Raw genomic sequence first — 15,641 nt, forward strand, 5'->3', positions numbered from 1 at the left:
TTGTACTCACCCTCTCGGGCTTTCCTCCGGGCTTCCCTTCGGTGTTTCCGACTCTATCAGACCGTTTCCGTTCCGATTTCCTCGGTGCTTTCCAGGTTCTCGCTTCCGCGTTTCCGCTTCGGCGTTTCCCTTTCCGGCGATCCAAACTCTATCAGGGTTTTTCCGTGTCCCTGACCAGTCGATCGCAAGCATGCGAGAACTGATCCCGAGATAGGATCTGACGAGTTTGGGTGCTGCCAAGGTTGAGCGCGCTGTCGCGCCGCCCGGTCTCAGGCAGGACGATGACTGTACACAAGTTCTGGCGATGACGCAAACCCCCGAGGTTGGTGGTCTAGACCACTAGCTGCTAACTTCTCTGAGGAACCGCCACCACCCCACTCTCTGGGAGGCTTCCCATGACCACCGTGACGTCCCCGCTCGCCGGACACACCGTCGGACTGGCCAACGTGCCCGATCCGGTCTTCTCCGGGGCCATGGTCGGCCCCGGTACCGCGATCGACCCCGTGCGTGAGCCCTCCGAGGTCGTGTCCCCCGTGGACGGCGTCGTCGTCTCCCTTCACCCGCACGCCTTCGTGGTGGTCGACGAGAGCGGACACGGCGTGCTGGTCCACCTGGGCATCGACACGGTCCAGCTCAACGGCGAGGGCTTCGAGCTGCTCGTGAACAAGGGGGACACCGTGGCGCGCGGACAGGCCGTCGTGCGCTGGGACCCCGCGGCCGTCGAGACCGCCGGCAAGTCCCCCATCTGTCCCGTCGTCGCGCTCGAGGCCACGGCCGAGTCCCTCGGCGAGCTGCGCGAGAGCGGTGACGTGAAGACCGGCGACACCCTCTTCTCCTGGTCCTGATCTCCTTGTCCTGACGGCACGGCCGTCCGACGGCATGTTCGACAACCAACGCGGCGGCGGGGGCCGCCGCATTAGCGGAGACGGTGAGATGGAGACAACGCTGCGAGGCGTCGGTGTGAGCCACGGTGTGGCGATCGGCGAGGTCAGGCACATGGGTACGGCGGTGCTCGAACCGCCGGCCAAGCAGATCCCGGCGCAGGACGCGGAGCGCGAGCAGGGTCGCGCCCGGCAGGCCGTGGACGCCGTGGCCGCCGACCTGACGGCACGCGGCAACCTGGCCGGGGGCGAGGCGCAGGCCGTGCTGGAGGCCCAGGCCCTGATGGCGCAGGACCCCGAGCTGATGGCCGACGTGGAGCGGCGGATCACCGTGGGCAGCACCGCGGAGCGCGCGGTGTACGACGCGTTCGCGGCCTACCGGGAGCTGTTGGCCAACGCCGGTGAGTACCTGGCGGGGCGGGTGGCCGACCTCGACGACGTGCGGAACCGCATCGTGGCGCGGCTGCTCGGTGTGCCGATGCCGGGTGTGCCGGACAGCGACCACCCTTATGTACTGGTGGCCCGGGATCTGGCTCCCGCCGACACCGCGCTGCTCGACCCGACTCTGGTGCTCGGCTTCGTGACCGAGGAGGGCGGGCCGACCAGTCACAGCGCCATCCTGGCGCGGGCGCTCGGGGTGCCGGCCGTGGTCGCGCTGCCGGGCGCGGGTGAGCTGGCCGAGGGCACGGTGATCGCGGTCGACGGCAGCTCGGGCGACATCTTCGTGAACCCGACCGAGGAGACGACGGCCCGGCTGGAGTCGGCCGCCGCCGAGCGGAAGGCCGCGCTGGCCGCGTCGAGTGGTCCCGGTGTGACGGCGGACGGGCACAAGGTGCCGCTGCTGGCCAACATCGGTGGTCCGGCGGACGTGCCGGCCGCGCTGGAGGTCGGGGCCGAGGGTGTGGGGCTGTTCCGTACCGAGTTCCTGTTCCTGGACGACAGCAAGAACGCGCCGTCCGAGGAGAAGCAGGTGACGGCCTACCGGCAGGTGCTGGAGGCGTTCCCCGAGGGCCGGGTCGTCGTGCGGGTGCTGGACGCGGGTGCGGATAAACCGCTGGACTTCCTGACGCCCGCCGACGAGCCGAACCCGGCGCTCGGCGTGCGGGGTCTGCGGACGCTGCTCGACCACCCGGAGGTGCTGCGCACGCAGCTGACCGCGCTGGCGAAGGCGGCCGAGGGGCTGCCGGTCCACCTGGAGGTCATGGCGCCCATGGTGGCGGACCGCGCCGACGCCAAGGCGTTCGCGGACGCCTGCCGGGAGGCGGGGCTGCACGCCAAGTACGGCGCGATGGTGGAGATCCCGTCGGCGGCGCTGCGGGCGCGGTCGATCCTGCGGGAGGTCGAGTTCCTGTCGCTGGGCACCAATGACCTCGCGCAGTACACGTTCGCGGCGGACCGCCAGGTGGGTGCGGTGTCGCGGCTCCAGGACCCGTGGCAGCCCGCGCTGCTCGACCTGGTCGCGCTGTCCGCCGAGGCGGCGAAGGCCGAGGGCAAGAGCTGCGGGGTGTGCGGTGAGGCCGCGTCCGACCCGGTGCTGGCGTGTGTGCTGACGGGTCTGGGTGTCACCTCCTTGTCGATGGGTGCGGCGTCGATCCCGTATGTGCGGGCGACGCTGGCGAAGCACACGCTGGCGCAGTGCGAGCGGGCCGCGGCGGCGGCGCGTGGGGCGGACAGTGCCGACGAGGCGCGGGCGGCGGCTCAGGCGGTGCTGTCCGGCGAGTAGCCGGTGTCGCGCGGACATAGGTGTGCGTGCTGGTCAGGGGCGTTCCATCCTTCGGGTGGGGCGCCCCTGGCGCGTTTTCAGTGGTGGTGGCCCCGGTCCGTGGTGTCGTCCGTGAGGTCGGGGGCCGCGCGGTAGTCGACGCCTGATTCGGGGGCGATGAGGTCGCCGGTGTCGATGTCGGTGCAGTAGGCGTCGAAGACCTCGGCCGCGGTGAGCGGCTGGAGGTGTCCGGCGCGCAGGCGCCAGCCGTGGACGCGGTCGGGGTGGTCCGGTGCGGTGACGCGGATGACGAGGCCGCCGGGGCTGTGGGTGGCGAGGCCGAGGGCGAGGACGCTGGTGAACTCGAGTGCTTCGGCCTGGTCCGGTTCGGCGGTGCCGTGGGTGTCGGCGTCGGCGTGGAGGACGGCGACGAGGGTGTCGGGTGGTCCGGCGATGCTGCAGACGAGGTGCTGGGCGCCGGGTGGCGCGGTTTCCAGGACGCGGGCGAGGAGGGCGGAGGCTCGGATGAAGGCGGCGCGGCCGATGTCCTCGCCGCAGGTGGCGCAGGGTCCGAGGCGGGTCAGGAGGGTGGTGGCGTACTCCCAGGTGGCCTGGCGGACGGCTTCGCCGACGAGGGCGGGCAGGAGTGTGGTGAGGGGTTCGCCCTCGTAGGGGATGGTGGGGCCGAGGACCGCGAGTTCGGCGGTGAAGCGGCTGCGGCTGGCCGGGGCTTCGGGGTCGATGCCGGTGGCGGTGCAGAACTCCTCGTACTCGTCGGGGTCGAAGAGGGCGAGGGCGGTGTGGCTGCCCTGGGCCACGCGGGTTTTGAGGACGGCTTCCATCTGGCGCAGGTAGGTGGTGTGGTCGTCGAAGGTGAAGCTGCGGTAGCGCCGCATGGCGTGGAAGTCGTGTTCGTCGGTGAGCAGGCCGACGGTGCCGGCGATCTCGCGGCGCAGGACGCGTCGCATGGTCTGGTGGTCGGTGTGCGCCATGGTGTTCCCCCGTGTGTGTGCGCTGTCGATCAGTGCTCACTCACCGTAACCGGGGGCACTGACAACGGGGTCGGGCGGAGCCGGTCGCGGACCAGGCGGTGCTGGATTCCGCAGGTCAGGGCGATGGTGGTGCCGAGCGCGGTCCAGCAGAGGGGGCCGAGGGTGAGGGCGGCGGTGACGGCGAGGGGGCCGAGGGAGCGCTGGGTGGCCTGGGCGAGTCCGTGGACGCCGAGGTAGCTGCCTTGGGCGTCGTCGGGGGCGAGGGCGACGGAGAGTTCCCAGGAGACGGTGGCGTGCAGCATCTCGGCGAGGGTGAACAGGACGGCCGAGGCGGTGAGCAGGCAGGTCGCGCGGACCGGGTCGCCGGTGGCGGAGAGGGTCATGGCGAGGCCGCCCAGTGCGAAGAGGGCGGAGAGCGGGAGGAGGAGGCGCCGGGACGCCTCGGTGGTGGCGCCGAAGCGGGCGAGCGGTACCTGGAAGGCGACGACGAGCGCGCTGTTGAGCACGAGCAGCAGGGGTGCGAGGCCGTGTGGGACGCCCTCGGTGTGGGCGATCCAGAGCGGCAGGCCGATCTTGAAGTAGGTGTCGTCGAGGGAGAGGACGGTCTCGGTGCCGACGTAGGCGAGGTAGGTGCGGTCGCGCCAGGGGGTGCGGGGGCGGGACCGGGGCGTGTCCTTCGTGGTGGCGGCCACGCGGCTCGTCGAAGGGGGTTCGGCGCAGGTGAGGGTGAGCAGGGCGACGAGGACGAAGGAGAGCGCGTCGCCGGTGAGGAGCCAGCGGTAGGCGGTGGTGGTGCCGAGGGTGAGGGCGGCGGCCGCGGCGAGGCCGCCGAGGGCCCAGCCGGCGTTGGACGCGGTGCGGTTGATGGCCTGGTAGCGGACGCGGTCGGGGCCGGCGACGCGGGTGGCATAGAGCTTGGTGAGGATGCTGGCGGCGCGGTCGCCGAGGGCGCCGAGCGCGGAGTAGGTGACCAGCAGGCCGTAGTGGTCGGTGGTGAGCAGGGCGAACGAGGCTACGGCGCGCAGGAGTTGGAGCGCGATGAGGACGTGGGTGAGCCGGAAGCGGTCGGCGAGGCGGCCGCCGAGGGGTGCGCCCGCGATGCCGAGGGCGCCGGCCGCCGCGGCGAGGGTGCCGACCTGGGCGGCGGAGAGGTGGGAGACGTAGGTGAAGTACAGCACCGAGACGGAGGCCCACAGGCCGCTTCCGATGCGGTCGAGGAGGGTGACGGCGAGCATCCGGCGTCCGTCGCGGCCTCCCGGTATACGTGCTCGGTGGTTGGCTGCGCCGGGCTTCGCGGCCACGGTTCCCCCTTGCCTCGATGTATGTACTGATACATAATCAGCTACGTGGCAACACAATATGAGATCGGCGGTACGACCGCCAAGGGGATTACGCGTTCCGTCGAACAGGGCGTGTCCGAGGGCGCGTTGGCACCGGGGGCCGCGCTGCCTCCGGTGCGGCGGCTCGCTGAGGAGCTGGGGGTGAGTCCGGGCACCGTGGCCACCGCGTACAAGGAGCTGCGGCGGCGCGGGATCGTGGTGACCCTCGGCCGGGGCGGGACGGTCGTGGCGGAGGCGCCCTCGGTGGCGTCCCGGCGCCCGCCCAAGGTGCCCGAGGGCCTGCGGGACCTGGCCGGCGGGCACCCCGATCCGGCACTGCTGCCCGCCCTGGTACCCCCCTCGCGCCTCTCCCCCGGTGTCCGCTCGCACCGCTCCAGTCCCCGGCTCGCGCGGCTGGAGGACGCGGTACGGGAGTGGATCGGGGCGGACGGGGTGCCGGTGGAGCACGTGACGTTCGCGCACGGGGCGCTGGACTTCGTCGGCCGGGTGCTCTCGGTCGAGCTGCGGCCGGGTGACGCGGTGGCGATGGAGGACCCCGGATATCACCATCTGCTGGACCTGGTCGCGGTGTTGGGGCTGCGCGCGGTGCCGGTCGCGGTGGACGGCGAGGGCATGCGCCCCGAGGAACTGCGGGCCGCGCTGCGGACCGGGGTGCGCGCGGTGGTGCTCAGTCCACGGGCGCAGAATCCCTTCGGCGGAGCCTTCTCGGCGGCGCGCCGGGACGCGCTGGCCGACGTGCTGCGGGAGGCGCCGGAGCTGCTGGTGCTGGAGAACGACCACGCCTCCGACGTCTCCGACGCTCCCCTGCGCTCGCTGGCCGGGTCGGGCCTGGCCCGCTGGGCGCATGTCCGGACGGTGAGCAAGTTCCTCGGCACCGACCTGCGGTGGGCGGCGGCCGCGTGCGACCCGGTGACGCTGGCCCGGCACGACGGGCGGCTGCTGCTGACCTCGGGCTGGGTCAGTCATCTGCTCCAGGAGACGGTGCACGGCCTGCTGACGGACGGGAGCACGCGAGAACTGGTGGCACACGCGCGTACCACGTATGCCGAACGCAGGGCAGCGCTCGCAAAGGCCCTGGCCGAGCGGGGCGTCCGCGCCCACGGTGAGAGCGGGATGAACCTCTGGGTGCCGGTGCGCGACGAGTCGGCCGTGGTGAACGGGCTGCGGTCGCGCGGCTGGTGGGTGGCGGCCGGGGCCCGCTTCCGGCTGGCCTCGGCACCGGGCGTACGGATCACGACGGCGGATCTCGAAGCGCCGGAGGCGGTGCGGCTGGCCTCGGACTTCGCGGCCGTGCTGGGCGAGTCCGAGGCCACCTACGGGGGCTGAGGCGGGATCAGGCGCGTTCGCGCGCGAGTCGCTCGTAGAAGTCGAGCAGGGTCAGGTCGTCGATGGAGCCGGGGTTGACCGCCTTCTCCAGCGGGGTGCCCTGGAGGAGGCGTTTGACCGGGACCTCGATGCGCTTGCCGGTGAGGGTGTGCGGGACGCCGGGGACCTCGATGATCTCGTCCGGGATGTGCCGGGGCGAGAGCTGCTCGCGGATGGACTTCTTGACGCGGTCCCGGAGGGAGTCGTCCAGGACCGCGCCGGGGGCGAGGTGGACGAAGAGGGGCATCCAGTAGCCGCCGTCGGGCTGTTCGATGCCGATGACCAGGGATTCCTTGATCTCCGGGAGGCGCTCGACGACCTCGTAGATGTCGGCGGAGCCCATGCGGACGCCCTGGCGGTTGAGGGTGGAGTCGGAGCGGCCGTGGATGATCACCGAGCCGCGGGAGGTGACGGTGATCCAGTCGCCGTGCCGCCAGACGCCGGGGTAGGTGTCGAAGTAGCTCTCGCGGTAGCGGCTGCCGTCGGGGTCGTTCCAGAAGCGGATCGGCATGGAGGGCATGGGGTTGGTGACGACCAGCTCGCCCACCTCGTCCACCAGCGGCTCGCCGTTCGGGTCCCAGGACTGGAGGTCGGTGCCGAGGCCGGGGGCCTGGAGTTCACCGGTGTACACGGGCAGGGTGGGCACGGCTCCGGCGAAGCAGGAGCAGACGTCGGTGCCGCCGCTGACGGAGGCGATCCACAGGTCGTCGCGGACCTCGTCGTGCAGCCAGCGGAAGCCGTCCGGGGGCAGCGGGGAGCCGGTGGTGGCGACGCACTGGACGGCTGAGAGGTCGAAGTCGCGGGCCGGGTGGACGCCCGCCTTGCGGCAGGCCATGACATAGGCGGCCGAGGTGCCGTACAGGGTGGTGCCGGTGCGTTCGGCGACGCGCCACTGGGCGCCGGTGTCGGGGTAGCCGGGGCTGCCGTCGTACAGGACGATCGTGGTGCCGGTGAGCAGGCCCGAGACGAGGAAGTTCCACATCATCCAGCCGGTCGAGGTGTACCAGAAGAAACGGTCCTCCGGACCGAGGTCGCAGTGCAGGCCGAGCTGCTTGAGGTGCTCGACCAGGATGCCGCCCTGGGACTGGACGATGGCCTTGGGCAGGCCGGTCGTGCCGGAGGAGTAGAGCACCCACAGCGGGTGGTCGAACGGGACCTGTTCGAAGACCGGCTCGGCGTCGTCGGCCGTCAGCTCCGCCCAGTCCAGGGCGCCCTCGGGGGCCTCGGTGCCGAGCAGTGGGATGTGCACGACCGCGCGCAGGGTGGGCAGTTCGCGGCGGAGTTCGGCGACGGTGTCACGGCGGTCGTGCTCCTTGCCTCCGTAGCGGTAGCCGTCGACGGTGAACAGGACGACCGGCTCGACCTGCTGGAAGCGGTCCAGGACGCTGCGGGCGCCGAAGTCGGGGGCGCAGGAGGTCCAGACGGCGCCGACGGCCGCGGTGGCGAGCAGGGCGACGACGGCTTCGGGGATGTTGGGCAGGTAGCCGCTGACCCGGTCGCCTGGGCGGACGCCCAGGTCGCGCAGGCGGGCGGCCAGCGCGCCGACCTGGCGGCGCAGTTCGGCCCAGGTCACCGGGCGGGGCTCGTGGGTCTCGTCGACGTACAGCAGGGCGGGTTCGTCGGCGCGGTCGTCGGCGGCGCGCAGGGCGTGCTCGGCGTAGTTGAGGGTGGCGCCGGGGAACCATTCGGCGCCGGGCATGGCGCGGTCGCCGAGCACGCGCGCGGGGGGCGTCGAGAAACGGACGTCGAACCACCGGGTCACGGCCGTCCAGAAGTCCTCCGGTTCGGCGACGGACCACTGGTGCAGGGCCGGGTAGCCGCCCTCGGCGGGGGCGCCGTGGTGCTCGGCAGCCCAGGTCTGGAACCGGGTGATGCGGGCACGGGCGATCCGCTCGTCGGTGGGCTGCCAGAGCGGCTGCGGATGCGCGGTGGACATGATGCGGCTCCCGGACTGTACGCGTCGTTGCGTCGTGCGCGCACGGCCTGGTGGGTGCGCGGGACAGGGCTGACACGGACGATGCCATGTGATCGACTTCGGCACCAGGGCACGCCCCCACATGGTGCGCGTGTCAACGATGTGGTCCCACCACGGTGAACGGCAGTTGAACGACACACGCGCGTGGCGCGCACGGTGACAGGGTGAGCAGCATGAACGGTCGTGACCTGGTGCGTTCGTGGGGCGGGGTCGGCGCGGGGCGCGCCGCGCGAGGAATACGGGTGGCGCGGGCCGCCTGGCACCGCAGGCGCAGTGACGCCGTGGGGCTGCCGCCGAGGGGCGCGGAGCGGGCGCGGGTGCCCGGTCAGGTGCGGGGCGCGGAGCCGGAGCCCGGTGGTGGGGTGATCCGGTTCGCGCGCTCGGAGCTGCGGATCGTGGTGGCGGTCGGCGGGGCCGTGTTCCTCGGCTGGGACGGGGCGGTGCCCGAGCCGTCGTACGCGCTGGCCGGTGGTCCGCCCGAGGTCGATCCGCGGGCGGTGCTGGAGCCGGACAAGGACGGCGGCTGGCGGGTGGTGGCCGAGCGGCTGACGGTGGTGGTGTCCCGGCACGGGGCGGTGGAGGTGTGCACGCCCGGCGGTCTGGTGCTGCGCCGGGAGCTACCCCCGCGCTGGTGGGAGCCGGTGGGCGGGGGTGCGGCGCGTTGGACGCAGCGGGCCGAGGTGGCCGCTGACGCGCGGTTCTTCGGGCTGGGCGGGCGGACGTCGGGGCCCCGGCTGCGGGACGGCGCGTACCGGCTGTGGAACGGGGCGGTGCCGGTGGCCGTGCCGGTGCAGCTGGTGGTGGCGGACGCCTCGGCGCATCTGGTGTTCCACGACACCTCGTGGGACGGGACGGTGGTCCTGCGGGAGGGCGAGGAGGGTGCCGGTTCCGGGCATGACCGGGCCGGGCGCTGCGAGGTGCGGATGGACGGGGGTCCGCTGCGCTGCTGGGTGGTCGTGGGCACTCCCGCGCGCGTGCTCAACGCCTGGGTGGCGCTGACCGGCGCGCCCGCGCTGCCGCCCGCGCGGGCGCTGGGGCATCAGCACGCGCGGGACTTCACGGACGAGCAGGAGGTGCGCGAGGTCGTCGCGGGGTACCGGGAGCGCGATCTGCCGCTGGCCGCCGTGCACTTGGACACCGGGCATCACGACGAGGGGCGGGCGTTCAGCGTCGACCAGGACCGTTTCCCCAAGCTGCGGGGGCTCGCGGAGGAGCTGCGCCGGGACGGGGTGCGGCTGGTGTCGGCCGTCGACGCGGCGGTGCGGGTGGTGCCGGGGGACGTGGTGTACGAGGGCGGTGCGGCCGTGGACGCGTTCGTGCGGGACGCGTCGGGGCGGACGGTACGGGGTGAGGGGCGGGCCGGGGAGTCGGTGTTCCCGGACTTCACGCACGCGCGGGCGCGCGCGTGGTGGGGCGGGCTCTACGAGGAACGGCTGGAGCAGGGGTTCGCCGGGTTCTGGCACGACGTCCATGAGCCGTCGGCGTGGGACGGGTTCGGGGAGCCGTCGCTGCCGCGCTCGGCCCGGCACGCCCTGGAGGGGCGGGGCGGCGACCACCGGGAGGGGCACAACGTGGACGCGCTGTGCATGGCGCGGGCGGCGTACGAGGGGCTGCGTGAACTCATCCCCGAGGAGCGGCCGTTCGTGCTCTCCCGGTCCGGCTGGGCCGGGTCGCAGCGGTACGGGGGTGTGTGGTCTCAGGAGGCGGGGGCGGGCTGGCCGGGGCTGCGGGCTTCGCTGTCGCGGGTGCTCGGGCTGGGGCTGTGCGGGGTGCCGTACTCGGGGACGGATGTGGGCGGGCTCGGCGGTGATCCGTCGCCGGAGCTGTATCTGCGGTGGTTCCAGCTGGGCGCGTATCTGCCGCTGTTCCGTACGCGCACGGGCGCGCGTGCGGGGCGGCGGGAGCCGTGGGAGTTCGGGTCGGGGGTGCTGGAGCACGCGCGCGTCGCGCTGCTGGAACGGCGTCGGCTGCTGCCGTATTTCGTGACGCTGGCGCACCTGGGCCGCTGGACGGGGGCGCCGTGGGTGCGGCCGCTGTGGTGGGGGGCGCCGGAGGACCGGGCGCTGCGGGACTGCGAGGACGCGTTCCTGCTGGGTGACAGCCTGCTGGTGGCGCCCGTGCTGGACCCCGGCACCGAGCGGCGGGCGGTGCGGCTGCCGCGGGGGCGCTGGTACGACACGGTGACGGAGCGGGCGTACGAGGGGCCGGGGCTGGTGCTGGTGGACGCTCCACGGGCGCGGATTCCGGTGCTCGCGCGGGCGGGTGCCGTCGTTCCGGTGCGGGGTGCGGACGGCGCCCTGGAGTTGGAGGTGTGGGCGCCCGCGCCGGGGCGGACGGGGGGCGGGGTGGTGGTGCCGGACGCGGGCGACGGCTGGGCGGTGCCGGAGGTCGAGCGGTACGTCACCCGCTGGGACGGCACACGTGTGGTCGTGACCAGGGAGTGGGACGGCGGCGCCGCCGAGCCGTCCCGGCCGGTGCGGGTGCGGGGGCTCGGCGGGGCCGCCTCCGGTCAGTAGCCGCCCTTTCAGTAGCGGCCCTCGAACCAGGCGCGGACGGCCAGGGTGTGCAGCGGGAAGGCGAGTTCCTCGGGGCCGCGCAGCAGGTGCCAGCCCTCGGTCTCGTCGGTGGCGACGGAGGCCGGGAGGTCGTCGGCCGGGCGTTCCGGGAGGAGCCCGAAGAGCAGCAGGTGGCCGTCGGGTGAGCTCATGGCGTCCGCCAGGCGCAGGTCGCGGACCTCGGCCTCGATGCCGGTCTCCTCGCGCAGTTCGCGGACGGCGGCGTGCTTCCAGTCCTCGCGGTCGTCGATGAAGCCGCCCGGCAGGGCGACGCCGCCGAGCTGCGGGGCGACGGTCCGGGTGATGACGACGAGGGCGGCGCCGTGGGTGTCGTACACGGGCTGGAGCACGACGGCCACCGGCAGCGGGTTGCGGTAGGCGGTGGTGCCGCAGGCGGGGCAGGTGCGTGGCCAGCCGGAGACGCCGTCCCCGTAGGAGGCTCCGCAGCTCGAACAGTGGGAGCCGGGGCCGGAGTTGGCGGTCGGCTGCTGATTCTCGGACACGCGCGGACTGTATCCGATCGGGGCGGGTGTGTCGCGTGGTGCGGGTGGGACGGGCCGGTGTCCGGGTCAGGTGGCGAGGGCGCGGCGGCGTTCGGCGGCCAGCTCCATGGCGTGCTGGACGACCCCGATCAGCACGGTCTTGACCGATTCCCGGTCGCGGGCGTCGGTCAGCAGCACGGGCACGTCCGGGTCGAGGTCGAGCGCCTTGCGGACGGACTCCACCGGGTAACGGGCGGCCCCTTCGAAGCAGTTGACGCCGACGACGAACGGGATCGACCGGCGCTCGAAGTAGTCGACGGCGGCGAAGCAGTCCTCCAGGCGCCGGGTGTCGGCGAGGACGACGGCGCCGAGCGCGCCCTCGGAGAGTTCGTCCCACATGAACCAGAAGCGCTGCTGGCCGGGGGTGCCGAAGAGATAGAGCACGAGGTCGGCGCGGAGGGTGATGCGGCCGAAGTCCATGGCCACGGTGGTGGTGCGCTTGCCCTCGACGCCGTCGGTGTCGTCGACGGGCCGCCCGGCCTCGGTCAGCACCTCCTCGGTGCGCAGCGGCCGGATCTCGCTGACCGCGCCGACCATGGTGGTCTTGCCCACGCCGAAACCGCCGGCCACCAGGATCTTGAGCGTGACGGGCTCGACGGGTGGCTTGCCGCGGTCAGCTCGTCGCTCGAAGACCATCGCTCGCTTCTCCTGCTCGGTGGGGATCTGTCGGGTGGTTGTCCGTGTGGGACGGGTCGGGCGGTGGGGTGCCGTAGCCGCCGCCACCCGGGGTCTCGACGACGAGTACGTCGCCGGGTGCGACGTCGGCCGAGCCGCTGGCGCCCAGGTCGGTGACCGTGCCGTCGGCGTGCTCGACCCGGTTGGCGCCGAGGGCGCCGGGTGAGCCGCCCGCCATACCGTACGGCGGGACGCGGCGGTGTTGGGAGAGGGCGGAGACCGTCATGGGTGCGAGGAAGCGGATGCGGCGTACCGCGCCGTCCCCGCCGCGCTGCCGCCCGGCGCCGCCGCTCCCCCGCCGTACCGCGAACTCGTCGAGGCGGACGGGGAGTCGCCACTCGAGCACCTCGGGGTCGGTGAGCCGCGAGTTGGTCATATGAGTCTGCACCACATCGGCGCCGGGGAAGGTGTCGCCCGCACCCGAACCAGAGGCGATCGTCTCGTAGTATTGGTGGTCGTCGTTGCCGAAGGTGACGTTGTTCATCGTGCCGGAGCCCTCGGCCTGCACGCCGAGCGCGGCGTAGAGGGCGCCGGTGAGGGCCTGGGAAGTCTCCACGTTGCCCGCGACGATGGCGGCGGGCGGCTCGGGGGCGAGCATGGAGCCGGGCGGTACGACGATGTCGAGGGGGCGCAGGCAGCCGTCGTTGAGCGGGATGTCGTCGGCGACGAGCGTGCGGAAGACGTACAGCACGGCCGCGTGGACGACGGCGGTGGGGGCGTTGAAGTTGGTGCCGAGCTGGGCGGAGGTGCCGGTGAAGTCGATGGTGGCCCGGCGCGCGGCCCGGTCGACGCGTACCTGGACGCGGATGACGGCGCCCGAGTCGGTCTCGTAGGTGTACTCCCCGTCGTCCAGGGCGTCGATGACGCGGCGGACGGATTCCTCGGCGTTGTCCTGGACGTGCCGCATGTACGCCTGGACGACGTCGAGGCCGAACTCCTCGATCATGCGTCCCAGTTCGTCGGCGCCCTTCTGGTTGGCGGCGATCTGGGCGCGCAGGTCGGCGAGGTTGGTGGCGGCGTTGCGGGAGGGGTACGGGGCGTCGGTGAGCAGGCGGCGGGTCTCCTCCTCGCGGAGGCGGCCGTCCTCGGTGAGCAGCCAGTTGTCGAAGAGGACGCCCTCCTCCTCGATGGTGCGGCTGTCGGCGGGCATGGAGCCGGGGGCGATGCCGCCGATCTCGGCGTGGTGGCCGCGGGAGGCGACGTGGAAGAGGATCTCGGGGCCACCGGGTCCGGTGCCGAACACCGGGGTGATCACGGTGACGTCGGGCAGGTGGGTGCCTCCGTGGTACGGGTCGTTGACGGCGTAGCTGTCGCCCGGCCGCATCCGCGCGCCCCCGCGCCGGACGACCTCCTTGACGCTGGTGCCCATCGAGCCCAGGTGGACGGGGATGTGCGGGGCGTTGGCCACCAGGTTGCCGTCGGGGTCGAAGAGGGCGCAGGAGAAGTCCAGGCGTTCCTTGATGTTGACGGACTGGGCGGTGGACTCCAGCCGGGCGCCCATCTGTTCGGCGATGGACATGAAGAGGTTGTTGAAGACCTCCAGCAGGACCGGGTCGACGTCCGTGCCGGTTCGGGAACTCTCCGTGACGGCCGTCCGTTCCATCACCAGTTGTCCGTCGTCGTTCGCGGTCGCCCGCCAGCCCTCGTCGACGACGGTCGTGGTGCCGGACTCGGTGATGATCGCGGGGCCGGTGACGGTGTCGCCGGGCGGCAGGGACTCCCGGCGGTGGAGAGGTACGTCGCGCCAGGCGCCGCCGGTGTGCAGGCGGACGGTGTCGGGGGCGGCGGGGGTGTCTGCGTAGGGGGCGAGGGCGGAGAGATCGGGGGGTGGGGTGATGCCGGTGGCCTCGACGGAGAGGGCTTCGACGACGATTCGGCGGTCCAGGGTGAAGGAGTAGGTGGCGCGGTGGCGTTCTTCGAAGGCGCGCTTCATGGCGCCGGGGTCGGTGAGTTCGACGGTGAGCGTGGTGTCGGTGCCGTCGTAGCGGAGCTGGGCGCGGCGGACGGTGCGGACGCGGTCCTCCGGCACGTTCTCGGCGCGGAGTTCGGCGCGGGCGGCCGCCTCCAGTTCGTCGGCGGTCTCGTGGACGCCGGGCATGGCGGCCTCGGTCAGGGGTGCCTCGACGGACTGCTCGCGCATCGCCGTGGTGTCGGCCAGGCCGATGCCGAGCGCGGAGAGGACTCCGGCCATGGGCGGCACCAGCACGGTGCGGATGCCGAGGGCGTCCGCGACCCGGCAGGCGTGCTGGCCACCGGCGCCGCCGAAGGTGGTGAGGGCGTAGCGGGTGACGTCGTGGCCCTGCTGGACGGAGATCCGCTTGACCGCGCCCGCGATGTTGGCGACCGCGATGCGCAGGTATCCCTCGGCCACCTGCTCCGGGGTGCGGTCGTCGCCGGTGGCCTCGTGGATCTCGCGGGCCAGCGTGGCGAAGCCGTCGCGTACGGCGGAGGCGTCCAGCGGCTGGTCGCCCTCGGGCCCGAACACGGCCGGGAAGCGGGCGGGCTGGACGCGGCCGAGCATGACGTTGGCGTCGGTGACGGTGAGGGGGCCGCCCGCGCGGTAGCAGGCGGGGCCGGGGTCGGCTCCGGCCGAGTCGGGGCCGACCCGGTAGCGGGAGCCGTCGAAGTGGAGCACGGAGCCACCGCCGGCGGCGACGGTGTGGATGTCCAGCATGGGGGCGCGCAGCCGGACGCCCGCGATCCGGTTGGTGAAGACGCGCTCGTACTCCCCCGCGAAGTGTGAGACGTCGGTGGAGGTGCCGCCCATGTCGAAGCCGATGACCCGGTGGTGCCCGGCCAGTTCCGACATGCGGGCCATGCCGACGATGCCCCCGGCGGGCCCGGAGAGCACGGCGTCCTTGCCGCGGAACTGCCCGGCCTCGGTGAGCCCGCCGTTGGACTGCATGAACATCAGCCGTACGTCCCGCAGTTCGTCGGCGACGTGCCGGATGTAGCGGTGGAGCACGGGCGAGAGGTAGGCGTCGACCACGGCGGTGTCGCCGCGCGGGATCAGCTTCATCAGCGGGCTGGCCTCGCTGGACAGCGAGATCTGGGGGAAGCCGACCCGCTCGGCCAGCTCCCCGACGGCCCGCTCGTGGTCCGGGTGCTGGTGGCTGTGGAGGCAGACGACGGCGACCGCGCGGATGCCGTCGTCGTACGCCCGGCGCAGCTCGCCCTCCAGCGCGCCGAGGTCGGGGGCGCGCAGCTCGGTGCCGTCGGCGGCGAGGCGCTCGTCGACCTCCACCACCCGCTCGTAGAGCTGCTCGGGCAGTTCGATGTGGCGGGCGAAGATGTGCGGGCGGTTCTGGTAGGCGATCTTGAGGGCGTCGCGGAAGCCGCGGGTGATCACCAGCAGGGTGCGCTCGCCCGTGCGCTCCAGCAGCGCGTTGGTGGCGACGGTGGTGCCCATCCGTACCGCGTCGACGGGCTCCGGGGAGCCTCCCAGCAGTTCGCGGACGCCCGCCACGGCCGCGTCGGCGTACCGGGCGGGGTTGTCGGAGAGCAGCTTGCGGGTGAGCAGGGCGCCGTCGGGGCGGCGCGCGACGATGTCGGTGAAGGTGCCGCCCCGGTCGACCCAGAACTCCCAGCCTGTCACCTCACCACCCCGCTTCCGC

10 protein-coding genes are annotated in these 15,641 nt (G+C 73.1%); 4 read left to right on the forward strand and 6 right to left on the reverse strand.

The window, feature by feature from the left end; all coding sequences use genetic code 11:
* Positions 1-395: 395 nt before the first annotated feature.
* Positions 396-845: a PTS glucose transporter subunit IIA gene (locus ACIPPM_RS27155; RefSeq protein ID WP_401452508.1), complete on the forward strand. Its 450-nt coding sequence runs from the start codon at positions 396-398 to the stop codon at positions 843-845.
* 88 nt (positions 846-933) lie between these two features.
* Positions 934-2,604, forward strand: a complete 1,671-nt coding sequence (gene ptsP / locus ACIPPM_RS27160; protein WP_401452509.1) for a phosphoenolpyruvate--protein phosphotransferase — start codon at positions 934-936, stop codon at positions 2,602-2,604.
* 77 nt (positions 2,605-2,681) lie between these two features.
* On the opposite strand, the gene ACIPPM_RS27165 is transcribed toward ptsP, so the two are convergent.
* Together ACIPPM_RS27165 and ACIPPM_RS27170 are read right to left on the reverse strand one after the other, a co-directional pair.
* On the reverse strand, positions 2,682-3,575 hold the full coding sequence (locus ACIPPM_RS27165; RefSeq protein ID WP_401452511.1) for a hypothetical protein: 894 nt from the start codon (positions 3,573-3,575) through the stop codon (positions 2,682-2,684).
* A gap of 29 nt (positions 3,576-3,604) precedes the next feature.
* Positions 3,605-4,810, reverse strand: coding sequence for an MFS transporter (locus ACIPPM_RS27170; protein WP_401452513.1), 1,206 nt, complete (start codon positions 4,808-4,810; stop codon positions 3,605-3,607).
* Between the two features lie 111 nt (positions 4,811-4,921).
* Between ACIPPM_RS27170 and ACIPPM_RS27175 the strand changes: the two genes are divergently transcribed.
* Positions 4,922-6,241, forward strand: coding sequence for an aminotransferase class I/II-fold pyridoxal phosphate-dependent enzyme (locus ACIPPM_RS27175; RefSeq protein ID WP_401452515.1), 1,320 nt, complete (start codon positions 4,922-4,924; stop codon positions 6,239-6,241).
* A 7-nt stretch (positions 6,242-6,248) separates the two neighbouring features.
* Here the strand turns inward: ACIPPM_RS27175 and ACIPPM_RS27180 are convergent, their stop codons facing one another.
* Positions 6,249-8,216, reverse strand: coding sequence for an acetoacetate--CoA ligase (locus ACIPPM_RS27180; RefSeq protein WP_401452517.1), 1,968 nt, complete (start codon positions 8,214-8,216; stop codon positions 6,249-6,251).
* A gap of 212 nt (positions 8,217-8,428) precedes the next feature.
* On the opposite strand from ACIPPM_RS27180, the gene ACIPPM_RS27185 reads away from it, so the two are divergent.
* Positions 8,429-10,771, forward strand: coding sequence for a glycoside hydrolase family 31 protein (locus ACIPPM_RS27185; RefSeq protein ID WP_401452518.1), 2,343 nt, complete (start codon positions 8,429-8,431; stop codon positions 10,769-10,771).
* 8 nt (positions 10,772-10,779) lie between these two features.
* Here the strand turns inward: ACIPPM_RS27185 and ACIPPM_RS27190 are convergent, their stop codons facing one another.
* The 3 genes from ACIPPM_RS27190 to ACIPPM_RS27200 all read right to left on the reverse strand — a co-directional run bounded on the left by ACIPPM_RS27190 (position 10,780) and on the right by ACIPPM_RS27200 (position 15,622).
* Complete coding sequence (locus tag ACIPPM_RS27190; RefSeq protein ID WP_401452520.1) at positions 10,780-11,313, reverse strand: NUDIX domain-containing protein; 534 nt, start codon at positions 11,311-11,313, stop codon at positions 10,780-10,782.
* A 66-nt stretch (positions 11,314-11,379) separates the two neighbouring features.
* Positions 11,380-11,988, reverse strand: coding sequence for an ATP/GTP-binding protein (locus ACIPPM_RS27195; protein WP_393599828.1), 609 nt, complete (start codon positions 11,986-11,988; stop codon positions 11,380-11,382).
* Complete coding sequence (locus ACIPPM_RS27200; protein ID WP_401452522.1) at positions 11,966-15,622, reverse strand: hydantoinase B/oxoprolinase family protein; 3,657 nt, start codon at positions 15,620-15,622, stop codon at positions 11,966-11,968. The genes ACIPPM_RS27195 and ACIPPM_RS27200 overlap by 23 nt, the downstream gene beginning before the upstream one ends.
* Between the last annotated feature and the right edge of the window lie 19 nt (positions 15,623-15,641).

Origin of the sequence: Streptomyces sp. NPDC090119 (genome assembly GCF_044747085.1) — a bacterium.
Lineage (GTDB): Bacteria > Actinomycetota > Actinomycetes > Streptomycetales > Streptomycetaceae > Streptomyces.